At 43.6% G+C, this 22,393-nt stretch carries 21 protein-coding genes; 7 read left to right on the top strand and 14 right to left on the bottom strand.

Annotated elements, in window-relative coordinates:
* Nucleotides 1-28: 28 nt before the first annotated feature.
* Entirely contained in the window at nt 29-940 is a 912-nt protein-coding gene (locus tag K1X84_13175; GenBank protein ID MBX7152587.1) for a hypothetical protein, read from the bottom strand.
* Nucleotides 941-1,263: 323 nt separating this feature from the next.
* Here K1X84_13175 and K1X84_13170 point away from each other — a divergent pair, with 323 nt between their 5' ends.
* From K1X84_13170 to K1X84_13160, 3 genes are read left to right on the top strand one after another with little or no spacing between them, the layout of a single operon-like run.
* On the top strand, nt 1,264-1,938 hold the full coding sequence (locus tag K1X84_13170) for a hypothetical protein (GenBank protein ID MBX7152586.1): 675 nt from the start codon (nt 1,264-1,266) through the stop codon (nt 1,936-1,938).
* 40 nt (nt 1,939-1,978) lie between these two features.
* The gene (locus K1X84_13165; GenBank protein MBX7152585.1) at nt 1,979-3,013 is read left to right on the top strand and encodes an alpha/beta fold hydrolase; all 1,035 of its coding nucleotides are present in this window, start codon (nt 1,979-1,981) and stop codon (nt 3,011-3,013) included.
* Nucleotides 3,010-3,387, top strand: coding sequence for a VOC family protein (locus tag K1X84_13160; GenBank protein ID MBX7152584.1), 378 nt, complete (start codon nt 3,010-3,012; stop codon nt 3,385-3,387). Before K1X84_13165 ends, K1X84_13160 begins: the two co-directional genes overlap by 4 nt.
* 29 nt (nt 3,388-3,416) lie before the next feature.
* On the opposite strand, the gene K1X84_13155 is transcribed toward K1X84_13160, so the two are convergent.
* The 8 genes from K1X84_13155 to K1X84_13120 all read right to left on the bottom strand — a co-directional run bounded on the left by K1X84_13155 (nt 3,417) and on the right by K1X84_13120 (nt 10,255).
* On the bottom strand, nt 3,417-4,814 hold the full coding sequence (locus K1X84_13155; protein MBX7152583.1) for an MATE family efflux transporter: 1,398 nt from the start codon (nt 4,812-4,814) through the stop codon (nt 3,417-3,419).
* A gap of 1 nt (nt 4,815) precedes the next feature.
* Nucleotides 4,816-5,703 carry an ATP-binding cassette domain-containing protein gene (locus tag K1X84_13150; protein MBX7152582.1) on the bottom strand — a complete coding sequence of 296 codons (888 nt, stop codon included), beginning with the start codon at nt 5,701-5,703 and terminating at the stop codon, nt 4,816-4,818.
* A 154-nt stretch (nt 5,704-5,857) separates the two neighbouring features.
* Nucleotides 5,858-6,418, bottom strand: a complete 561-nt coding sequence (locus tag K1X84_13145; GenBank protein MBX7152581.1) for a DUF4416 family protein — start codon at nt 6,416-6,418, stop codon at nt 5,858-5,860.
* Between the two features lie 72 nt (nt 6,419-6,490).
* Nucleotides 6,491-6,682 carry a 50S ribosomal protein L28 gene (rpmB, locus tag K1X84_13140; protein ID MBX7152580.1) on the bottom strand — a complete coding sequence of 64 codons (192 nt, stop codon included), beginning with the start codon at nt 6,680-6,682 and terminating at the stop codon, nt 6,491-6,493.
* Nucleotides 6,683-6,847: 165 nt separating this feature from the next.
* On the bottom strand, nt 6,848-7,198 hold the full coding sequence (locus K1X84_13135) for a DUF5615 family PIN-like protein (GenBank protein ID MBX7152579.1): 351 nt from the start codon (nt 7,196-7,198) through the stop codon (nt 6,848-6,850).
* A gap of 3 nt (nt 7,199-7,201) precedes the next feature.
* Entirely contained in the window at nt 7,202-7,450 is a 249-nt protein-coding gene (locus K1X84_13130; protein ID MBX7152578.1) for a DUF433 domain-containing protein, read from the bottom strand.
* Between the two features lie 125 nt (nt 7,451-7,575).
* On the bottom strand, nt 7,576-8,043 hold the full coding sequence (locus K1X84_13125) for a hypothetical protein (GenBank protein ID MBX7152577.1): 468 nt from the start codon (nt 8,041-8,043) through the stop codon (nt 7,576-7,578).
* A 328-nt stretch (nt 8,044-8,371) separates the two neighbouring features.
* Complete coding sequence (locus tag K1X84_13120; protein MBX7152576.1) at nt 8,372-10,255, bottom strand: hypothetical protein; 1,884 nt, start codon at nt 10,253-10,255, stop codon at nt 8,372-8,374.
* A 467-nt stretch (nt 10,256-10,722) separates the two neighbouring features.
* On the opposite strand from K1X84_13120, the gene K1X84_13115 reads away from it, so the two are divergent.
* Nucleotides 10,723-12,105 carry a hypothetical protein gene (locus K1X84_13115; protein MBX7152575.1) on the top strand — a complete coding sequence of 461 codons (1,383 nt, stop codon included), beginning with the start codon at nt 10,723-10,725 and terminating at the stop codon, nt 12,103-12,105.
* A gap of 81 nt (nt 12,106-12,186) precedes the next feature.
* Here the strand turns inward: K1X84_13115 and K1X84_13110 are convergent, their stop codons facing one another.
* Both K1X84_13110 and K1X84_13105 read right to left on the bottom strand, forming a co-directional pair.
* Entirely contained in the window at nt 12,187-12,858 is a 672-nt protein-coding gene (locus K1X84_13110; protein ID MBX7152574.1) for a fumarylacetoacetate hydrolase family protein, read from the bottom strand.
* Between the two features lie 9 nt (nt 12,859-12,867).
* Entirely contained in the window at nt 12,868-13,359 is a 492-nt protein-coding gene (locus tag K1X84_13105) for a hypothetical protein (GenBank protein MBX7152573.1), read from the bottom strand.
* 140 nt (nt 13,360-13,499) lie between these two features.
* On the opposite strand from K1X84_13105, the gene K1X84_13100 reads away from it, so the two are divergent.
* Entirely contained in the window at nt 13,500-14,360 is an 861-nt protein-coding gene (locus K1X84_13100) for a methylated-DNA--[protein]-cysteine S-methyltransferase (GenBank protein MBX7152572.1), read from the top strand.
* A gap of 33 nt (nt 14,361-14,393) precedes the next feature.
* Here the strand turns inward: K1X84_13100 and K1X84_13095 are convergent, their stop codons facing one another.
* From K1X84_13095 to K1X84_13085, 3 genes are all read right to left on the bottom strand, one after another.
* Nucleotides 14,394-15,554 carry an NAD(P)/FAD-dependent oxidoreductase gene (locus K1X84_13095; GenBank protein ID MBX7152571.1) on the bottom strand — a complete coding sequence of 387 codons (1,161 nt, stop codon included), beginning with the start codon at nt 15,552-15,554 and terminating at the stop codon, nt 14,394-14,396.
* A 24-nt stretch (nt 15,555-15,578) separates the two neighbouring features.
* Nucleotides 15,579-17,156, bottom strand: coding sequence for a response regulator (locus K1X84_13090; GenBank protein ID MBX7152570.1), 1,578 nt, complete (start codon nt 17,154-17,156; stop codon nt 15,579-15,581).
* A 105-nt stretch (nt 17,157-17,261) separates the two neighbouring features.
* Entirely contained in the window at nt 17,262-18,002 is a 741-nt protein-coding gene (locus tag K1X84_13085) for a hypothetical protein (protein MBX7152569.1), read from the bottom strand.
* A 241-nt stretch (nt 18,003-18,243) separates the two neighbouring features.
* Here K1X84_13085 and pruA point away from each other — a divergent pair, with 241 nt between their 5' ends.
* Together pruA and K1X84_13075 are read left to right on the top strand one after the other, a co-directional pair.
* Nucleotides 18,244-19,821 (top strand): L-glutamate gamma-semialdehyde dehydrogenase, encoded by a 1,578-nt coding sequence (gene pruA, locus K1X84_13080; GenBank protein ID MBX7152568.1) that lies wholly within the window; start codon nt 18,244-18,246, stop codon nt 19,819-19,821.
* 132 nt (nt 19,822-19,953) lie between these two features.
* The coding region (locus K1X84_13075) for a hypothetical protein (GenBank protein MBX7152567.1) at nt 19,954-22,393 on the top strand (2,440 nt) is incomplete at its 3' end.

The raw sequence follows: 22,393 nt of genomic DNA, 5'->3' as shown, positions 1-22,393 counted from the left end.
AAAATATTAAACGAAAGCGTCATAGGCATTAGTACACTTTCATTTTCATACAAAAAACGCTGCCGCCGGATTTGATAAACTCGGACGTATCGACGGGAATCACGTGTTTGCCAAAAGCTTCAAGTTTTTTGATGGTTTTTTTGGCGGTCTTTTGGATCAGGACCGTGTGACCGTCGAGAGAAAAAGCGTTACATGCGAAATGGTCGTACGCGTCGCTTTTGTCAACATCGATAATGTGTTTGAAAAATCGTTCGAGCATCCTGTGGCCTTCTTTACCGACGCCGGGTTTGTACGCAATGCACGTTTCATGGTCAATGATGGCCAGCGTTGTATTGAGATGATAAAAATCCGGATGAGTCAGTTCGATGCCGACAATCGGGCAGTCAATAATCTCCGCAATTTGGTACAGCGCCGCTAAATCCGTGCGATGATTTTCGTGGCTTCCGAAACCTGAAATGATCAGGTATTTACCGGGATACCACAGTGCGTCGCCGTTGGATTCGAACGAACAGTTTTTGAGATAAAAAATCTCGTAGTCGTGGCGCCGGTACCAAGTATGAAAATACGCTACTTCCGGTTTGCGTTTGTCCTTACGCATATTGCTCATGATCACAGCCGGTTTGCCGGTCTTGCGGTCCATGAAAGGAAAACTTTGATTGGCGGAAAACACCATGTCTTCGAGGCCGTCTTGTGAACGCAGGACGGAAACGGTATAACCCAGCGATTCATAATGCCAGCGAATGTCCGACCATTGCTGGAAAGCTTTTTTGCGATCGACGACGTTCAGATTGCCCGCGCCGTTGGTCATAAATTTATTGATCGCTTCGGAGACATTAAAGAAATCGGGCGAACTCATCAGGATGCGGCTGGGTTCGGGACGATCAGGAAGTGTGTTTAATTCAAAATCGATGTCTTCAGCACGAAGATATACGTTTTTCATAGGTTGTTTTTTTGTTATTGGAATCAGGCGAAATTATCATTCCGCAATGATAAAAGAAAGATAAAATATTCGTAAGCCGCGACAGTGATTGAGAGCGAAAACGCTCATGCTTCTTAACAAGCGGCACTTGCGAACCATTGTAATTTCAGTTACATTCATCGTGCGTACTGACATCAAGTTATAATCAAGTTTCACCATCGGAACAGCAAAACACATATAATCGCGCAGAATCATACTTTCGTGTGATGCGTAAAATCCATCAGTTGCTTAAATTGACTGCAGTTAGTTTATTCCGGCTTTTGTAATTTCTAAAAGGAATTTGTATGCGATTGGGTTCGGCGGTATTGATACACTTTCCCGTGAAAAACCTCAAGAAAAGCTTGATGTTTTTTGAAAAGCTGGGTTACAAAAAAATTGCCGGATCCGGCGATGAAGCCATGATGACTGACGGGCTAATGGTATACAAACTTGAATCAGCCAGCTCGGTCAGAGCCGGATTGACTTATTTCAGTGACAATTGGGCATCTTTGGGCCAAAACCTGAAGCAAGCCGGCTTGGATATTGAACAGAAAGTGGCCGATCCGAATGGCGTCGTGATCAAGTGGGAAAAGGGCAGTCGTCCTGCCGCCGAAGGCCGGGCAATAACAAAATGCGGAACGTTTTATGAACTGAGTATTGAGACGGAAAAGTTCGACGAAACGGTTGCATTCTGGCAGAAATTGGGATTTGAAATATACATGCATAACTCACCGGAAACCCGCTGGCTCGGAATGCAGGACGACTGGATCAAGATCGGCATTTACGAAAAAGGCCAATGCCCGCATGTTTTCCGTACGCCGGCTATCACGTACTTCGAAGCCGACATGCCGGAACGATTGAAACAATTGCGCGGAGAACAATTCGAATTTGTCCAAGAAATTCAGGATAAGCAAGGCATCACGGCGGAAGGCATTCTGCAATCGCCGGACGAACAAATGTTGTTTTTATTTAAAGTTTAATTTCGAATAGTTTTTAACGTTCTAATATCATCTAATAATCATGAAATTATTTTTCATTATTGTCACCACTCTTTTGATTGGCGGCGGCGATATGATGATGTATGTCGCCAAACCCGTGACCATTTTCAGCGATAAAATAGAATTATCGGGGTCGGTGTATTATCCATCCGGCGATGGTCCATTTCCGGCCGTCATAATGATCCACGGTTCGGAATACGGCGTAAAAAAGAACTTCAAAGACTATGCGAAATTTTTTGCGCGACACGGCATTGTAACCCTGACGTATGATAAACGCGGTTGCGGCGAATCGGGCGGCGATTATTTGACGAGCGATTTTGTCGATCTGGCGAAAGACGTCGTGGCGGCCGTGGAAAAATTAAAGCATGATCCGGCGGTAGATTCCAATCGCATCGGTCTCTGGGGTATCAGCCAGGGGACGTGGATTGAATTGCTCGCCGACAGTTTGTCCGATGACGTCGCCTTTTTGATCAATGTTTCGGGTCCGGCGATGACGCCTGCCGAACATACATTGTATGCCTTACGCAAAGATATGGAAGCCGACGGATTCAGCGAGCCAACCATTCAGAATTTTCTGCGTGTGCAGGAAAAATTACTCGGGTATTTCCACAATCGGAAAAACTGGAGCGAGATTGTACAAGACTTATCGCTGCTCTTGCTCGATCAGGAAGCGCGGTCGGCTTATGACAAAGGTTATTTGCAGCATTGGATCGATCTGGCCGGTCGTGGCGATCGGTTGCCGTCATTAGACAAAATCAAACTCAATCCATGGATTCGCAATTATGCATTCGATCCGATGCCTTTATACCGCCACCTTTCAACGCCGATGTTGTTGGTTTACGGAACTAACGATGAAGTCATCGATGTCGAAACGAGCGTTCGCAGGCTTTCAGCGATGGTCAAACCCACTTCGCAATTAATTATTTATCCGAATGCCGGCCATCAATTGAAAGTCAATCGTTTCCCGGGATTGTTCTTTTCTCCTGTTTTTCCCAACGGCTATCTCGAAACGATGGCGGCTTTTATCAAAAACGAATCGATGGAGAAACAGCCATGAAATGTGTCACGGGAATCGGTGGAATTTTTTTCAAAACTAAAGATCCTAAAGCCATGCGGCAATGGTATGCCAAACATCTGGGCATAGAATTTCAGAATGAAAACGGTGCGGTTTTTCAGTGGCGTGACCTTAACAATGCCGAAAAAATCGGACAGACTGTTTGGAGCGCTTTTCCGGAAAATACAAAATATTTTTCTCCCGGAAACGCTTCATTCATGATCAATTACAGAGTTGAAAATCTGGATGCAGTTCTAAAACAATTGAAAAAAGAGGGCGTTACGGTCGACGAAAAAGTTGAAGAATATGAATTCGGTAAATTCGGCTGGATCATTGATCCGGAAGGTAATCGGATCGAACTGTGGGAACCAAAATAAATCTTTAATAAAAGAAAATTCGAGCTTTTCTATAATTTAATGTGTTTCCATTCGCCCTTACGGTATTTCCAAAAGCACATGATACCGAAAACAACCATGTATGCTGCCCATGCTATCCATGGTCCGAAGCGATCGAAATCCAACATAAAAGTCAAGCCGTAAGTCAGCGGTAGAAAGATTCCCCAGTTAACAAAAATCTCTGCGCCCATAACCCATCGGGTGTTGCCCGCGCCTTCCAACGCCGATGAAAAAATCATTCCGGCCGCATCGACTAATTGAACCAAACCTACAATGCGCAATGGAAAAACCGAATACGCAATGACAACCGAATCGTCCGTAAATAAGCGTACGACCCACTCCGGAACAGCAAGAAAGATTACTCCTAAAGTTCCCATGAATACCATACCCAATTTCATCGCTTCATAACCGGCGCGATTGGCTTTATCGGGATCGTTGGCGCCGAGATTCTGGCCGATCAATGTCGCGGCCGCAACCCCAAATCCGTAACCGGGCATAAACGAAACCGATTGAATATTCAGGACAACATTGACAATGGCGACCTGCACGACGTCGAGACGGTCGACCATCGCATAAAACACCGCCAATCCTCCGATGACCATGACGCCGCGGAACGCATTCGGTGATGCAAGTTTGATAATTTCAGCAATCGTCTTTCGGTCTAAATTCGACAGCCTGAAAGCATTGAATTCACGCCGGTAATTGTGCCCGCTGATTCCCAAAGTGTACAGGATAATGAATGTTAAAGCGATGACAAATGCTATAGCCGAAGCCAGCGCTGCGCCGCGAACGCCCATCCTCGGCGCTCCGAAATGCCCGAAAATAAACGCATAATTACCGACGATGTTGACCGCCAGCATCATCAGAGCCGTGATCAGGAATATCCGCGTTTTGCCGATACCGCTGAAAAATCCGCGCGTTGCAAAAAGAAGCGCTGAGGCTAATAATACACACGATAAAATATCAATGTACCCGGCGGCCAGATCGATCACTTCAGCATGCGATGATTGAAAAGACATGAGTGTCCGCCCGCCGAAAAAAAGAAAAAAAGTATTGAACACTCCCAGGGTGGTCGCAATCGCCAGCGCATTGTCGAGGATTTTGCCGCACTGAGCGTATTGCTGTTCACCGTAACGGCGTGAAACTAAAGCCTGCGCGGCTACTTCGATGGAACGGGTTACCCAGTGTACGCCCCAAAAGATGATAGCGGCCTGGCCCGTAGCCGCCAGCGCTTCCGCACCAAGCCGTCCAACCATCGCCGTATCGGTCAAACCGATGGCCGTGATCGATGCCAATCCCAGAACAACCGGATAAGCCAGATGCAACACTTCTTTGGCAAGAACAGTGTCAAGCTTGAAAAACCGGGTCCATGTTTTGTGATGGAAAAAAGAAAGCGGGCGAGAACGCATGTCAGAGTTTTACTTTCTCGATAAAAATTTGTTCCAATGTCGGGCGCACACGTTCGACTTTCTGAACTTCGGCACGTTCGCCGACTTCTTTGAGCAGCAATGAGAAGCTTTTTTGCGCCGGTAAATGGCCTTCGATACCTGACGGCGTCACAGCGGCATTGTCCAGTAATGAAAGTAATTTATCTTTTTCGGCCGGCGCGCATTGGATGCGAACTTGCCGGTCGTCATATTGATCTTTGATGTCGTGAATGCGTCCGTATAAAACCATCCCGCCGCGATGGATCATACAAATGCGTTCGCACATTTTTTCAATGTGATCCATTTGATGCGCCGATAATAAAATCGTTTGCCCCTTACGGGTAAGCTCGTCGATCAACTCGCGGATAAATAATTGATTGACGGGATCGAGTCCGGAAAAAGGTTCGTCGAGAATCAGCAGTTCGGGTTCGTGAATCAACGTAGCGATGAACTGAATTTTTTGCTGAAGGCCTTTGGATAATTCTTCGCAGCGCTGAGCGGCATAAGTCTGCAATTGAAACCGTTCGAGCCAGAAATCGGCGCGTTTTTCGGAGTCTTTGGCCGGAACATTTTTCAGCGATGCGAAATAAACCAACGTTTCACGGACTTTACTTTTTTTATAAAGGCCGCGTTCTTCCGGAAGATAACCGATTTTTTCAATGGGCAGCCGTTGATGGTTGCCGAAGTAGATCGAGCCGTGATCGGGCCGGATCATATCAATGATCATCCGGATTGTCGTGGTCTTACCGGCGCCATTCGGGCCGAGCAGGCCGAAAACTTCACCTCTGAAAACCTCGAACGATAAATCACTTACGGCAATGCGCTCGTCGTAAGCTTTTGTGACATGTTCAACGCGTAAAATTGTTTCCATAAAATTTTTTGTGTAATTCGCATAAGCGATCAAAAGTTCACTGAAACGGTCAACTCGTCTACTCCGAACTTGGTTCGGAGTATGTCATGAGCAAGTTCAGGTGCTTCCAGTAAAAATTTTAATCCGGAAAATTTCAATCAATTCAATTCATTCTCTAATATAATTTAAATCCGCCGCCGTCGTATTCACCTAATTCTTTCAACTGCTCCATGTATTTTGCACGGACGTCATTGAACAACGCAATCACTTCCGGTTCTTTCATATCGGCGAACGTCCAATTGACCGGCACGAACGTATGATGGCGAAAAATCAATTGCAAATCGACAAAAATATTTTTGCCGATATACACGCGGTGAGCGAGATTTTTCGTCGTAGCCATCAGCACTTTTGCATCGGCCATATAACCGGGATCGATATTGACTGTACGGGAGCCATCGATCAAATAATGGTCTTCAATCTGATTAGACCAGATTTTTAAATCGGGAATGTCATCGATGGCGACCAATTGTTCCAGAGAAAAATACTGTTTTTTGAGTTGTTCGCCGAATTCGCCTTTGTAATAACCGGTATGACTGAAATCAAACCACGGCGTGTGCAGGTCAATGGGGCCGAGCCGGCCTGTGATGGTTTCAAAAACAGCCGATGCATCGAAATCAGGACGAACCATGATACCGCTGATCAGTTTCACTTTCGGTTGTGAAAAAATTTTTCCCATAAAAATATCCGGTGAAAAAAAAAGCGTCAGATCAAATCTGACGCTTTAAAAATTCGCAAATGATTATGTCCGTTAGGCGGCTTTGGCAACCCGTCCGGATTTGATGCATTGCGTGCAGACTTTGATGCGCTTGACGGCGCCATTGGTCATTTTCGCGCGAACTTCCTGCAAGTTCGGCAACCAACGTCTTTTGGTTTTGTTGTTGGCATGGCTGACGCTATGGCCATACAAAGGGCTTTTGCCGCAAACTTCACAACGTTTCATGACTCATTCCTCGCTTCAAATTTATTATTTAATCGAATAAACTTTTAATAAACAAAGTTTAAAATGTTTTTTAAGTGGGCGAATCATACAGAAAAAACCAAGTAAAAGCAAGGGAAATTTTAGATTTTTAGGACATAAATGGCTTTTAGACGGGTTGGCAATTCGCTAGTTTTTGGCGAATCGGATTCTTTTTTCTGTTACTACGATAAACTGATCATGCAGTTGGCCTGCGTGGCCATCCAATACATTTTGAAGAACCTTTATCTTGTTCTCAGAACGCTCATCGGCTAATCTGAGGAATATGACACCTTTATGTTTTTTTCGTTCACGATAGATTTTTTCGCCAAAATCTTTGTCGTTTGTAATTATGATTCGATTCTCACGATTGGCAATTGTCAGCACTTCATCATCGGAAATCCCTCTTGAACTGTCAAAAATAGAATAGGTGTCATAATTCAATGATCGCAGCCACGTTGAGACGGCAGGGCCTGTACATTCATCAACAATAAATTTCAACATTTAAGCCATCTCCGGCTCCAAGGGCATGAATGTCGTATCTTCAAGAGATTTCGTCGCAAAAAGAAGACAGGCGTGAATATCTTCTTTCATCAGGCCTTTGTATTCATTCAGGATGTCTTCAGTGGTCGAGCCATGCGCCAGTAGGTTCAGGATGAATTCGACAGATAAACGTGTTCCCTTGATCACAGGTTTTCCGCCAAGGACGTTCTGTTGGCTTGTAATTCTTTCCAAAAGTTGCTGATCATTCATAAATGAGTCCTCGTTTTTTTGACGAGTCAATTTAAGCAACGGGTGACAGATTTCCAATATAAAAAACCGTAAGAATTCTTAATGTATAGATGTATTCACAACATGTCATTTGAATATCTGTTCAATCATTGCAAAATAATGAGTCTTCCTTCGTCTATATCAGTCCCGATTTGAGTGATCTTATAAAAATTACGTATGAGCATGGCTCCACTTATTATAAAAATCACACATTTAATTAACAACCATACTTGAAAATCCATAAAAACACTTTTTAAAGACCAGAAACCTTTATAAAAAGTAAGATATGATCCAAAAAGCCATGGGATAAAGCCGCTAAAAATTATTAAAGAAGCACGAAATGATTTCTTCTTCGGAATTACATAGTTGAAAATTGCAACTCCATAAGAAAAAATGCTAGTGGCAGAAAGGAGAGCTCCGAACAATAGAATAAGCAAATTTGTAGTTATGCCAGTGCGCACAATTTGAACCAGAACTGCAGTTGTTAGCATAACGCATATGAGCACGGGCAACAAGGTCAATCTTGAAATAACTCTCTCAAGTGCGGGCATGTTAAGTGATTCAGTATTGGCCATAAAATAACCATATTCCTACAAAGACGAAGTTTTTTAAATCACTCAACTTAAGCTGCAAAATGAGTTCGTCAGGGAAGGAGGCTAGACAGGCAGAAAGAATACAAATCCACAAAACGTGTTGCGTTGGTATTTTATCAAGATCTAGGAAATCCTTAACATTAAAACTCATTATATATTACCTCTTACGATGTGCTCATTGACAATAGTTGTTTCCGTGTGGTCGAAACTACGAGAGCTTGGTTTTATTTTAAGGGTGAAAAAATTGGAAGTCAATAAAATTTTGAAGTGAATCAGAGTAAAAAGAGTAGGATTAAGACAGGTAAGCGATTCAATCCTGTTCCAGCATGACGAGATGAACCATTTCGCCCATGCGCTGTTTGACGCGTTTTTGAATGCGGCGATAAAAGCGGATTTGCGTACGTTCAACGGAAGAAAATAATGTTTTGAAAAACAAATGACGCAGCAGTTTCATCAATCCTGTCGAAGGCTGAAGCTCACGGATCTGCTTCTGAATGATCGTATGTAAAACCACATCACGCATAAAAAGCTCTACATCCTGCTTCTTCGGCAGGATGTAGGGCAGATAGGCTTTATACAGATCGTTGTCGAAACATTTTTTCAGCATGCCGCCGAGCCCGTACTTCGCAAATGTTTCTTTGCGAATGCGTTTGGTACGGATGGCTTTGGCGATCTTTTTTTCGTCGATACGCTCTTTTTTGCAGATCCACAAAGCTGCACGGTAAGCCCGCAATAGATCGTCCCAATAATCTCCGGGAACTTTACCGATTTCCCAGATTTCAAATTGTCCCGGATAAGCGGCATTGAATAACAGGAACATATTTTTTTTGAAAATCCGCTCGAATACGGTGGACAAGCCATATTGTTTAAATGTTTCGCGTGAAATGGTTTTATCCTTAATACGGTTGGGAATAGCGGAAATTGGAATTTCCATTTTACGAATCATCCATTGCACCGCACGGACAATATTCTGATGGCCTTCGTCACCCTGCCAGAAACTATTCGGTACGCTGCCAAGTTCCCACGGCATGAATTCCGGATAGGCCGATCCGATGGCGCGTGAAACGGATTTGTAATATTGTACGAACATGTAAGACAGCCCGTTGTCGACGAATGTAGATTTTTTTATCTGATCATCACGCAAAGCCTTGGGAATAAGGTCGCGCTGAATTTTTAATTTTTCTTCCACCAACCACCGGATGGCGAGGTGCCGGTTATACTCATCGCTCCAGAATCCATCCTCAACGTGTGCTTGTTCCCATGGCATCAGAATGTCAGGATACGCGTTGCGTATCAGGCGATTCAAAGAATAATTAAAATAGCGGACGACACCGGTAAGTCCAACGGATGCAAAATCGCTGACGGTACATTCCTTTAAAACGTCGAGAGGTTTTTTTTGCAGGACGGACTCGACGGTAAATCGTGTCATGACCGCGCAGCGGTAAAGCGTATCGTATGCAAGAAAATTGACGGGAAACTTAGGATAAATGCCGAGAAAAACATTTTTATAACAGCCGATGATCTCCGGTTCATTAAGGTCACGTTTGACGTCGATGTCGTCCTGCTGAAACGGAATGCCGTCCGGATAAAGCCGTCGCATCTGTATGATTTTTTCTTCGAGGTATTCGACGGATTGGTCGATCAGCCTGTAGATTTTGTCATTCCATGCAAAGTCGCGGTCTTTAGCGTCCTGATGCGCAAAAAGCTGTTGCAGATATGAAAAATTATCCGGAGAAAGTTTGTTTTGCAGATAATCCAGAATTTCAAACGGCGAGATCGGGGGAGTTTCTACGGCAATGTCTTCACCGGAAAAATCGATATTGTAATCGTCGTGCAATTTGTCGATCGAAACAAACCGCCGTTTTCCGACGTCCGGAAATAACGATTTGCTCAGCTGATCAACTTCTTCTTTGATAATAGCCGAATAAATCGCTTCATTGAATTTTTGTTCCTGTATAAGCTGCACCAATCGTTCGCAACCGAACACAGACTGAGCCAATTCGATGACGTCCATGTCCGTGTCGGATACGGAAAATCCCATCGACTTGTGCTGACGGCGGATAATGTCGATTGCAAGTTGGTAACCGGCGTAGTAATTTTGGGTTACTTCCTGCGGTGTTAATTTCGGGGAATTCATATCGGGTAATACGACATACGATGGATCAAGAATTGCTGCAGGACTATGGGCTGGCATACCAAACCTCCAAACGAATGAGCGAATCAAGAGGTTATTTGCTCATTCAAAAATGATGTTAGAACAACGGAGGTAAGTCACTCAACCTTCATTTGCAGTAACCTGACCGATCGTAACTTAGTAAATTGTTAATATGGTTAGGTTTATTTATGTGACGATGAGTCATCATGAAACCATTTTATTAAGTTCAGGAAATCATCTACAGAAAAAAATTAAAGCATTTATAAAAGCTAATAAATCAATTTTCAAATTACAAATTTCGGTAATGATTTGAAGTTCTAGATTTGACATAATCCATCTTCATTCATAACTTATTGTAAATAGACGAAAACCGGTCAATTTTGTGCTTGCATTTATCTCTCATTTTAACTAAAATGCTCAGAATTCCTCTCAATCTACTGAGTGACCCTGTTTCGTCTGTACCATGGTCAACGGAGTTGTTGACAAATTTAGGAGGTCATAATTTCATGTATACTTCCACTTTACGTATGTACCGGTTTATATATGTTAGTTTATTGATCGTATCGGCGGGTGCTTATTCCGTGTACGGGCAAGATACAACGGCAACGGATACGACGGCAACCGTGGTAGAGAAAAAAATCGAACTGGACTCCACGCAGACACTTAGTGATAAATTGGCACAGCTTTTTACGCAATTTTACAATGACAGTTTGAATGCGGGATTGTGTTTTGAAATTGCCCAGGAATACATGACGCTAGGGCGCAATGCGTATGCATTGCGTTATTTCGAATCGTCCCTGCGTCACGATCCGACCAATATGGATGTGGTATATGCCAAAGGCGATTTGCTTCTGGCGATGGGGAAACGCAAATCGGCCTATCAGGCTTATTTACAGATTATGCGCGACTTTAAAGGTGAGGCTTACGTTGAAAGAATCGGTTCCCGATTTGCCAGTCCTTACAAGATCACACAAGTGACCAATAATTCATACAACGATATTTTGCCATCGTTCTCTCCGGATGGATCAAAAATTTTATTTCAATCCGATCGCAGCGGCAATTGGGACATTTATTCTATGTCGTTAGCGCAGGGCGAGGGTTCGCTGGTCAAACTGACCAACGATCCTGAAGCGGATGAAAATGCATCGTATTCACCGGACGGCCGTTATATTGTTTTTACGTCGACTCGCGAAGACAAGAGCGTTAAAAAATACAAACCGCGCGAAATTTACTACATGGACATTTACGGCAAAAATGTGAAAAGGGTGACGAACAGTTATGGCGCCGATAACTGGAGTCCTAGTTTTGTTGATACTTCCACAATTGTATTTGCCAGTGACCGTGCTGATTTTGCCCCGCATCCTTTCTGGGAGAAATCATCGGCATTGTATACCATCGAAAAATCGGGAAGCTTCTTATTTAAAATATTCCATCATGATTCCTCTACCAGCCGTACGGATCCGCGTATCGATCAGACCGGTAGAAAAATTCTTTATGCGAACAACAAAAAAGGGAACTTCGATCTTTATATGGCCGAAATGGACGGCGGTGAGAACGACGGCACGGATTTAACTGATTCAAAAGGCAACGATATTCAGCCGCACATTGCAAAAAACGGGTTATTCGTTACGTTCTCATCGAATCGTGACGGTAATTATGAAATTTACAAAATGCAGACGGATGGAAAAGACGTTACACGCATTACATACGATGACGGAGACGATCTCTTTCCGCAATTTGCACCGGATGGAAACAGAATCCTGTTTTGTTCAAGCCGCTTGGGTAATTTTCAAATTTACCTGGCCTCGTTGGATGATACGGTCAAACCATCGGTTAGTGATGTTATTGCCGCTTTAGAAAAGAAAATTTCGTCCGCATCGGATAATTAAATTCAAATTGTTGTAGTTTAAAAAAACAAAACCCGCGACGTCATCGACCCCGCGGGTTTTTTTGTTTGTATAGATGGATTTTTATTCTTCCATTACATTGACATTGAGTTCAATTTCGTTGCCAAGGACCGCGCGTAAACGATCGCCTTTTTTGACACGCCCTACGCCATGCGGAGTACCGGTATAAATAATGTCGCCTTTTTTCAGAGTGAATACCTGGGATAAGTAGGCAATAATTTTTCCGATTTTAAATATCATCGTTCCGGTTTTTCCTGATTGTTTTAAAACGTCATTAACAAACAGGTTCAGCTCTTTCGAATGTGGATCTCCGAATAGATCAGCCGGAATGATTTCGGACACGGCGGCAGAAGTATCGAAACCTTTAGCAATTGTCCACGGGCGGCCTTTTTTCTTGGCTTCTGACTGAATATCGCGAAGCGTCATGTCAAGACCGATACCGTATCCCAGTATATAATCGGTTGCTTTATTTTCCGGAATATGTTTTCCATCGCGTCCGATGACTGCAATCAGTTCCACTTCGTGGTGGACGTCATTGGAGATTTTTGGAATACTGATTGAGTCTCCATTATGAATAATCGCCGATGCTGGCTTCATAAAAATGACAGGCTCGGCAGGCAATTCCAACGGTTTGCCTGGATTCATCTCGGCAATGTGATCGGGATAATTGGCGCCGACGCATAGAATTTTCGAAACGAGGATTTTTTCGGATGTATTTTTAACGGTGGTATACACGGTAACTCCTTACATTTTTCCGATGCCTTCAATGATTTGCGTTGCAATGTCGATATTTTCCTGGTTTTTGTTTTCATCATGCCAGAATAATATATAAGCCGAGAAATTGGTCTCACCGTCAGGATCGATAAATCCAAGAACCACAAAAAGCAGAGGCCGGTCATCCTGATATCCGGTTCCGAGAATCTCATACCCCTCGAACCCGTTAAGATCGATTTTTTCGTGCGACGTAATCGTCACGTCATCAGCGCTGAGCGAGCCGAGAGCCTTATTGGCTACTTCTTCGACTGAAATCGAGGCATCTTTCCACGGCGAAATACTTAAAGTAAAATCTTCGCCGGATGCCGTGAAAATGTCGGCTGTACTTTCGGTAATTTCAAACGATTCCGGGACTTTAAAACGGATCGAATAGGTCTCCCACTCCATTTCTTTCCATCCGGATTGCGCCTGTACAGAAAAATTCAATACCAAAATAGTCCAAAACCAATTAAATTTGGCCATACTTCTTCTCCTTATTATCGCGTTCAAAGTTAAACAAATCTGTGCATACGAAGCAAGCTCAATCAATGGATCGCAAGAATCGGGTTGTAAAGTGAGTGGTTTCTTTTTAAAATGGAACAACCAAAAAGGAGAGTCAGGGCATGAATGAATCATTGGTCGATTACGAACGCATTGAACGCGCCATCGTATTCATTGAAAAAAATTATAAACATCAACCGAGTTTAAAAGCAATAGCTGATCATGTTTATTTAAGTGAGTTTCATTTTCAACGGCTTTTCAAGAAATGGGTTGGCATTACACCGAAACAATTTTTGAAATTCATTACTAAAGAACATGCAAAAGCACTGCTGAATCAATCGCGTAGTATGCTGGATGTGACATTTGAAACAGGATTATCAAGTCCGGGCCGCCTTCACGATTTGTTTTTGACGTGTGAAGCTGTGACGCCCGGCGAATTCAAGCAAAAAGGCAAAAACATGACCATCTACTACGGAAAACATCCATCACCATTCGGTTCGTGCCTGATTTTAGCTACCGACCGCGGGATCTGCGGTTTATCGTTTGGGGGCGGAAAAAATGATTTAAAAGAATACCGAGAACACTGGGCTGGTGCGAATTTTCAGGAAAATTTGAAAATGACAGATGGTTATGCCAGAAAGATTTTTAAAAATAAAAGATCAGGGGCATTGAAAGTACATTTAATGGGGACGAAATTTCAGATCAAAGTATGGGAAGCGCTTTTACGAATTCCAGTAGGGTCGGTCGCCTCATATGAAGATGTTGCAGCGTTAATATCGGATAACCTGGCGACGCGCGCCGTAGCATCGGCTGTGGCCAGAAATCCAGTGGCGTATCTTATTCCATGCCATCGCGTTATTCGTAAAATAGGTGTTTTTGGAAATTATCATTGGGGATCGGCTCGTAAAAAAGCTATACTTGCGTGGGAATGCGCTCAATTTGGAGAACCAAAAGCGTTAGAAAATTCGGCTGGAATGAATTAAAAAGAACGCATTTATTCTGAAGTGTGGCTGTACTCATACGTTTTGCCCTGCGGAAAATCCGGAAGCCCAAGCCCATTGAAAATTGAATCCGCCAAGATGACCGGTTACATCAACGACTTCTCCGATGAAATACAATCCTGGAATTTTTTTACATTCCATTGTCTTAGAAGAGAGTTCGTTGGTATTTACACCACCGGCCGTCACTTCAGCTTTTTCAAATCCTTCTGTTCCAGCAGGGATCCACTTCCAAGCATGAAAATTTTCTACAATTTTTTGTAATTCAACGTTGGATAATTCCGTCATTGGTTTTGACCATCCGCTCAATGTTTGTACTAAACGTTTGGGTAAATATTGTGTGAGCAATGTCACGCAATCCGTTTTACTATGGCGGTATTGTTCAAACAGATTTTCCAATTTCAAATTGGGCAAAAAGTCTATCGTAATCATTTCGCCCTCTTTCCAATAGGACGAAATTTGCAAAATAGCCGGCCCGCTAAGTCCGCGGTGTGTGAATAAAATATTTTCTCTGAATGATCGTGTCTTGCATGACACGATAGCATCAGCTGATACGCCAGCAAGTTCTGAAAACCGCGTTCGATCATGCTCGTTCCACGTCAGTGGAACGAGCGCCGGTCGCGGCGAAATTATATGGACGTTAAATTGCCGCGCAATACGGTGGCCGAAATCCGTTGCTCCCATTTTAGGAATTGATAAACCACCGCTCGCAATAACCAAACTTTCACATGTCCAATCGCCGTGCGACGTACGTATCATCCATGATGAATTTTTCTCGACAGAAGTAACTTTTGTTGACAACGCTATTTCAACGCCGGCCTTTTGGCATTCCGATTCCAACATCGCTATAATTTGCCGCGATGAATCGGTGCAAAAAAGCTGTCCTAGTTTCTTTTCATAATATGGAATACGGTGTTTTTCAACTAAAGCAATAAAATCCGACGGTTTATAACGTGCCAATGCCGATTTACAAAAATGAGGATTTTCAGAAATGAAATTTTCCGGAGTAGTGTGAATATTGGTGAAATTGCATCGACCACCGCCGGAGATCAGGATTTTTTTGCCGATGACATCGGCGTGTTCGATCACGAGAACCGACCGACCGCGTTTACCGGCTTCAATTGCACACATGAGCCCCGCGGCTCCGGCGCCGATAATGATAACATTTTTTTGACGGATCAATGAAGTGTGTTGATTGGTGATTTATATCCGATGCGGCTCGCGTACGATTTTCAGAATTTCATCGCAGGAAACAGGCTTGGGGATAATTTTTTCAATGCCGCTTTCGATAGCGCGTTGCTGATCAAGTTGAGTACCCCAGCCTGTGATCATAATAACCCGCGTTCCGGGGGAATGCTTTTTGATTTCCTGCGACAATTCCCATCCGGACATTTCCGGCATACCGAGATCGGTAAAAACGACTTCATACGAATGAGTTTCCAGTAATTTGAGTGCTTCATATCCTGAAGCGGCGGACATGACGTCATGATCGTCGATTTCCAAAATTTCCTGCAGCATGGCGCGAATGCCGTCATCATCGTCGATGATCAATACGCGGCATTTTTTCTTTTCAAATTCCGCATCCTGTTCTTGTGGTTTGAGATGATTAGTCGATTGCAGAAACAACGCCATTGGAAAACGGATCGTAAAGACAGTACCTTTTTTGATAGTGCTGGTAAAAGAAATATGCCCTTTATGTCGTTGGATAATGCCGTAAGCAACGCTCATACCGAGGCCTGAACCCTGATCGTTTTTAGTCGTAAAAAAAGGCTCGAATACTTTATCTTGAATTTCAGGCGCGATACCGCAACCCGTGTCTGCAATATCTACGGCGATCCAATGATCTTTTTGGACATCTTCTTTGTATGTTCGGATAGAAATGGCCCCGCCTTCCGGCATGGAATCGATCGCATTGAAAATAATATTGATTAAAACGTCTTTCAGTTCGGAAGCGTTACCATTGATCAAAGGGATATCGCCGAAATCTGTTGTGACTTTGATGGTAATGCCTTTGCCATGCGATTCGTCCTTCCACCGCGTCTTCGTAATATCGATGACTTCATCGATGATCTCGTTGATCTGCACCGGCTCGAACAATTCATCCTTGCGGATACGGGTATAATCCTGCATGCGCCGGATGGTCGAGGAACCTTTGAGAGCGGATTTTTCGATAATTTTTAATTCGGATACAATGTCGGAATTCTGAATTTTGCGCATGAGCAGTTGTGTGCGGCCAATGATCACGCCAAGGATATTATTAAAATCGTGAGCGATACCGTTAGTCATGACGCCGAGCGAACGGAGTTTTTCAGATTGGATCAGTTGTTCCTGTGCTTCGGTGAGCGCTCGCGTACGCTGATCAACCATGGTTTCGAGTTCAGTCTGATAGTCATAGATGCGGCGTTGAAGGCGCGCTTTTTCGATCGCACGGCGGATGCGGATAAGAAATTCTTCTTCTTCCCGTTTGCCCGTTGCTTTGAAAATATAGTCGTCAGCGCCGATAGACAACGCTTCGATGGCCGATTCACGATCGCCGAACGCCGTCATGATCACGACCGGCATACGCGGATACAGCGTCTTTGCCAAACGAAGAAAATCAATACCGTTGATCTCAGGCATCTGGAGATCGCACAGCAAAAGATCGAACTCTTTTTCTTCGAGTGTCGTTCGGGCTAAAAGCGGGCGGTCTATCGCCGTGACATCGTAGCCTTCTTTTTTTAGAAGCAGACTGATCGTGAACAACTGGGTCTTGCTGTCGTCAATGACCAGAATTTTTTCCATATTCAAATCGTGTGTATCGCAAGGAATATCAATTGGGTCAGCGTATTGTACGATAAAGCAATCAATAAAAACAAGTGCTTTTATTTTTTTTACTCACAAGACCGTTCAAAAATCGATGGTATTTTGTGACGAACCGTTTACGCTAAATCCATGGGAAGCAGAGTAGGTAAAAGATCTTTTCACGATCTTCCGGGGTACATCGGCTTCGAAGACCGCTTGATAACTTCCCGGAACAACGAATTGTCCATTTCTGTATTCGCCATCCCATGAATAAGTGTAAAGCCCTGCATTGAAATCCGAGTGAGAAGGAATAATGTATTTCAAAACTGTTCCTGAATTGTCAACGATATACAGCGATACTTTGGCATTATTATTGAGCGTCAACGACAGATGCAGAATGTCATTGTAATAACCGGACGGCGGCACATCGCTGCTCACGGTCCCTCCGCCACTGCAATCGCAGCCGTCGTCCGAATAAGTTTCGTCATCATCATATGTGGCATCATAGGAATCGTTTTCACAACTGCCATCATCGTTGCAGCCCGAGTCGTCAGAATCTGAAGCATCGGTATCATAGTATTCGTTATCCTCTTCCTCACAACTTCCATCATCGCCACAACCGTCATCGTCGTCCGAATCCGTTGTCATTACCGCCAAACGAACCGGCGGTTGTAGACGTTGGCAGTGCTGCGATTGGATCATGAAGGGCAAAACACATTCATGCCGTATCGCAGATAATATTTGAGGCCGGAAAAGAATGGTGAAAAATACAACAATAGTCCAACGGTGATATTTAAGAAATTGTAGGATCATGGCATTTTTATTGAGTTTAAAAGTGACTGCCATGAACGTGTTTCGAATTCAATGCCAAATTTCAGGCATTGCTAACATTCTAAAAATCAATTCTTTTTGGAGTGATTGAGTTGTTTGATTCTGTGACAAACCGGCACGCTGTGATTTCATGCTACTCAAAGAAAAATTGCCCTTTAAATCCCTTGAAACAAAAGGTCGGATTACCTATATTTTCGCGGATTTTCGGGAACTCAAATCGGGCATCCGATACACATAAAATCTTAGGAGATTGAACATGGCTGGAAAGAAAAAAACGGTAAAAGTAAGTCCGTTTAAAAATGAGCCGATGACGGATTTTTCAAAGCCGGCTAATCGTAAAGCATTCGAAAAAGCGTTAAAAACTGTCGAATCGCAACTCGGTAAAGAATATAATTTGATCATTGATGGCGACCGGATCCGGACCAATCATACGATGAAGTCACTGAATCCTGCGAATCGTGAACAAGTGATCGGCGTATTTTTTGACGCGAATGAAGAATTAGCCAATAAAGCGGTTGAAATTGCCCATGAACGTTTTTTGAAATGGCGAATGGTTCCGCCGGCAAAACGCGCGCAATATCTTTTTAAAGCTGCAGCGTTGATGCGTAAACGTAAACATGAATTTTCAGCATGGATGGTGTACGAAGTTGGTAAGAGTTGGGCTGAAGCGGATGGCGACACGGCTGAAGCTATCGATTTCATGGAATTTTATGGCCGTGAGATGTTGCGATACGGTTCCGATCAACCTCTCACCAAAGTTCCGAATGAAAAAAACGAACTCGTATACATTCCTCTCGGCGTAGGCGCCGTGATTCCGCCGTGGAATTTTCCGCTCGCGATCATGGTCGGTATGACAACGGCCGCCGTTGTAACCGGCAATACGGTTGTGCTGAAACCTTCCAGCGATTCGCCGACTATTGCGTATAAATTTGTCGAATTGCTTGAAGAAGTCGGATTACCAAAAGGTATCGTGAATTTTCTTCCCGGCCCTGGTTCTGGCATGGGCGATGCTTTGGTCAAACATTCGAAGACGCGTTTTATTGCGTTCACAGGTTCCAAAGCCGTGGGATTGCATATTAATAAAACAGCCGCCGAAACACAGTCCGGCCAATTATGGATCAAACGCGTGGTGGCAGAAATGGGCGGCAAAGATTCGATCATCGTTGATAACGAAGCCGATCTCGATAAAGCCGCCGAAGGCGTACTGGCGTCCGCATTCGGATTCCAAGGACAAAAATGTTCCGCCTGCTCACGCGCCATCGTCGTCGAAAGTGTTCATCAAAAATTTATGGGCAAATTACTCGAACGTGCCAAAAAATTGACGATTGGCGATCCGACGAACGTGGCCAATTATATGGGTCCCGTTATCAATGAAAAAGCCATGAAAAGTATGATGTGGTACATCGATAAGGCCAAACAGGAAGGCGGGGAGATTGTGTATGGCGGTACCAATGACGATAAAGTCGGTAATTTTGTGATGCCGACGATCGTCGATAATGTGAAACCCAAAGATACGATTTCTCAGGAAGAAATTTTCGGGCCGGTGCTTGCTGTCATCAAAGCAAAAAATTACGATGAAGCACTGGAAATTGCGAACAATACCGAATACGGATTGACCGGTGCGGTCTATTCTAAAAATCGCAAGAAACTCGAGCGTGCAAGAGCAGAATTTCACGTTGGTAATTTATATTTCAACCGTAAATGCACCGGCGCTTTAGTTGGCGTGCATCCTTTCGGCGGATTCAATATGAGCGGTACCGACTCCAAAGCCGGCGGCCGTGATTATTTATTGCTCTTCCTGCAAGCCAAGTCGATGAGCGAGAAAGTAAAATAAACGGAATCTTTTTTGATTCCATCTGCGTAAAATTACGCAAACATATATCCTAAGCTGTTCCGGATCGACCGAATCGGAACAGCTTATTTTTTCTTAGTATCGTTTGATTTTTAGATCAAAGAAGGTTCTTTCATGTCGGCTGACCAGCTTTTTAATGATCTTCGCACAAAAATCGATGAACTTCGCAGCCAGGAAAATAGAGTTGCGATGGTTGACGGTGTTTTGCGGTTTGTTTCAATCGCGTTAATCCTGACAGTAATGGCCGGTTTATCGGAATGGATATTAAATCTTGAGCCGCTCGGTCGCTGGGTCATGATTATTATTTTATTTGCAGGAACAACAGCCGCATTCGGTTTCTGGGTACTTTTACCGCTCTTGCGCTGGGTGAGTGTTTTACCATCCCATGATGACGTCACTCTTGCGAAAAAAGCCGGCGAACGGTTTCCTGAAATCAAAGATCAGTTGGCCAATGCTATTGAGATTTATCGGCAATATGCGTCGAATATTTATTCCGAATCATTAATCAGAGCGGCATTGCAGGATATTCATAACGCCGTTGCCCATATCGACTTGCGGCTTGCCGTCAACTATAATCGGATCAAAAAAACGTTGAAACAAGCTGTCGCCGTCGCTGCGTTGACGGTGATAATATTTTTTGTTCTTTATCAGCCGCTGACCGGTGCATTCGCACGCCTCCTCAATCCCTCGAAACATTTCGATTCCCTGGCGCCGTTTAATTTTATCGTGATGCCCGGCAATACCGAAATCCTTCACGGCGACGATGCGCGCATTACCATCCGTCTTCAACCTAAAGATTCATTAATTGCCGTTTTGCCTGATCGTTTATCGCTGTACTTTCGAACGTCCGGCGCTGAAAATTATACGGAAGAAACACTCAAGGCCGATTCGATCGGCACATTTATTCATACGTTTAAAAATGTTCGCCAACCTGTTTTCTATTATGCGGAAGCTGTCGATAAAAGTTTTTCCAAATCGCGTAAATTCCGTTCAGATGAATTTCAGATTCAGGTCGTTAAACGGCCGGCTGTGAAACGATTGGAGATTGAAGTTCAATCGCCCGTTTATTCAAAAATAGAAAATCGCGTGCTGGATGAAAATGCCGGCGATGTCGTCGCCCTCAAAGGTTCGCGCGTTAAACTCAAAATCGAAGCCTCTAAAACATTGTTAAGCGCTGTGATGGTTTTTTCGGACAGCAGTATTACTCCGCTTAAAATCGGAACCATTGCGCCGTCCAAAGCTGAAGTTACTTTTGTACTCACTCGCGGCGGCTCGTATCACATCGAACTCACGGATCAAGATCAGGTCAAAAGTTCGAATCCCGTCGAGTATCAATTATCCGTGATCCAGGATGAATATCCGGCCGTCAAATTGGTTTATCCCGAAAAAGATATGGACATCAATGAAGAAATGACGATGTCGCTGGCGGCGGATCTGCAAGACGATTTTGGTATCTCCAAATTATTATTGCATCACAAACTCGATCAAACTTCCGGTATTGTTCCGCCACAGGAAGACTATTCGTCGATGGACATATCTTTCCTGATCGATCGCGAACATGTCAATCAAAGCATTTCTTATAACTGGAATTTTACCGATCTGAATCTACAGCCCGAGGACATCATCAGTTTCTATCTTGAAGTTTTTGATAACGATGCGGTCGGGGGGCCTAAGAGCGCTAAAAGCCAGGTTATTCGCCTGCGATTTCCGTCATTGGAAGAAATTCTGGCTGAAGCGAATAAAGAACAGGATCAGGCTTTATCAAAGGCAGAGGAGTTAGTCAAAGAAAGCGACGATCTTAAAAAATCTCTCGAAGAGATCAATCAGGATTTATTGAAAGACAAAAAATTAGACTGGAAAGACAAAGAGAAAATCAAAGAACTCACGCAGAAACAGGAAAAAATGCAGCGTGAGGTCAAAGAAATGCAAGAGAATCTCGATAAACTTGCACAAAAGATGAACGAAAATAATGTATTGTCAAAAGAAACGATGGAAAAATACCAGGAGCTTCAGAAGTTATTGTCCGAAATCAATAGTAAAGAGCTGCAGGAAGCGATGCAAAAAATGCAGGAAGCGATGCACAATAATTTCGATCCCAACATGCTGAAAGAAGCGCTGAAAGATTTCAAATTCGATCAGCAGTCGTTTAAACAAAGTGTTGAACGGACGGTCGAACTTTTGAAGCGGATCAAAGCGGAACAAATGTTCGATCAATTGAAAAAACAAGCTGAGGATTTAAAACGCCGTCAAGATCAGATCAATGAGCTGTCCAAAGACATTAAGAATGACAATGAAAAAAATGCACTGGCTAAAGAGCAAGAACGCCTGAAGGAATCGTTGAATGACATGGAGCGTAAATCCGAAGAGCTCAAAGATCTGGTCGGAAAAATCGATAAGAACTTCAAAACACAGCAATTGGACAAAGCCATCGATCAGATGAAAAACGGTTCAACCCAGAAAAAAATGGATCAGTCCAAACAAGCGATTGCCCAGGATCAACAGAATCAACAACCGCAAAAAGAAAATCAACAGCAGGTCAGCAAAGATCTCGATT

The organism is bacterium (genome assembly GCA_019695335.1).
In the GTDB taxonomy this organism is placed as follows: domain Bacteria; phylum CLD3; class CLD3; order SB21; family SB21; genus JABWBZ01.
This window is presented reverse-complemented; position numbering and strand designations above follow the sequence as displayed.

Coding starts and splice junctions, on each gene's coding strand:
- K1X84_13120 (MBX7152576.1), bottom strand. CDS start 10,255: ATGCCAGCCCATAGTCCTGCAGCAATTCTTGATCCATCGTATGTCGTA.
- K1X84_13170 (MBX7152586.1), top strand. CDS start 1,264: ATGCGATTGGGTTCGGCGGTATTGATACACTTTCCCGTGAAAAACCTC.
- K1X84_13145 (MBX7152581.1), bottom strand. CDS start 6,418: ATGGGAAAAATTTTTTCACAACCGAAAGTGAAACTGATCAGCGGTATC.
- pruA (MBX7152568.1), top strand. CDS start 18,244: ATGGCTGGAAAGAAAAAAACGGTAAAAGTAAGTCCGTTTAAAAATGAG.
- K1X84_13155 (MBX7152583.1), bottom strand. CDS start 4,814: ATGCGTTCTCGCCCGCTTTCTTTTTTCCATCACAAAACATGGACCCGG.
- K1X84_13150 (MBX7152582.1), bottom strand. CDS start 5,703: ATGGAAACAATTTTACGCGTTGAACATGTCACAAAAGCTTACGACGAG.
- K1X84_13085 (MBX7152569.1), bottom strand. CDS start 18,002: ATGGCAGTCACTTTTAAACTCAATAAAAATGCCATGATCCTACAATTT.
- K1X84_13165 (MBX7152585.1), top strand. CDS start 1,979: ATGAAATTATTTTTCATTATTGTCACCACTCTTTTGATTGGCGGCGGC.
- K1X84_13175 (MBX7152587.1), bottom strand. CDS start 940: ATGAAAAACGTATATCTTCGTGCTGAAGACATCGATTTTGAATTAAAC.
- K1X84_13090 (MBX7152570.1), bottom strand. CDS start 17,156: ATGGAAAAAATTCTGGTCATTGACGACAGCAAGACCCAGTTGTTCACG.
- K1X84_13125 (MBX7152577.1), bottom strand. CDS start 8,043: ATGGCCAATACTGAATCACTTAACATGCCCGCACTTGAGAGAGTTATT.
- rpmB (MBX7152580.1), bottom strand. CDS start 6,682: ATGAAACGTTGTGAAGTTTGCGGCAAAAGCCCTTTGTATGGCCATAGC.
- K1X84_13105 (MBX7152573.1), bottom strand. CDS start 13,359: ATGGCCAAATTTAATTGGTTTTGGACTATTTTGGTATTGAATTTTTCT.
- K1X84_13160 (MBX7152584.1), top strand. CDS start 3,010: ATGAAATGTGTCACGGGAATCGGTGGAATTTTTTTCAAAACTAAAGAT.
- K1X84_13115 (MBX7152575.1), top strand. CDS start 10,723: ATGTATACTTCCACTTTACGTATGTACCGGTTTATATATGTTAGTTTA.
- K1X84_13100 (MBX7152572.1), top strand. CDS start 13,500: ATGAATGAATCATTGGTCGATTACGAACGCATTGAACGCGCCATCGTA.
- K1X84_13130 (MBX7152578.1), bottom strand. CDS start 7,450: ATGAATGATCAGCAACTTTTGGAAAGAATTACAAGCCAACAGAACGTC.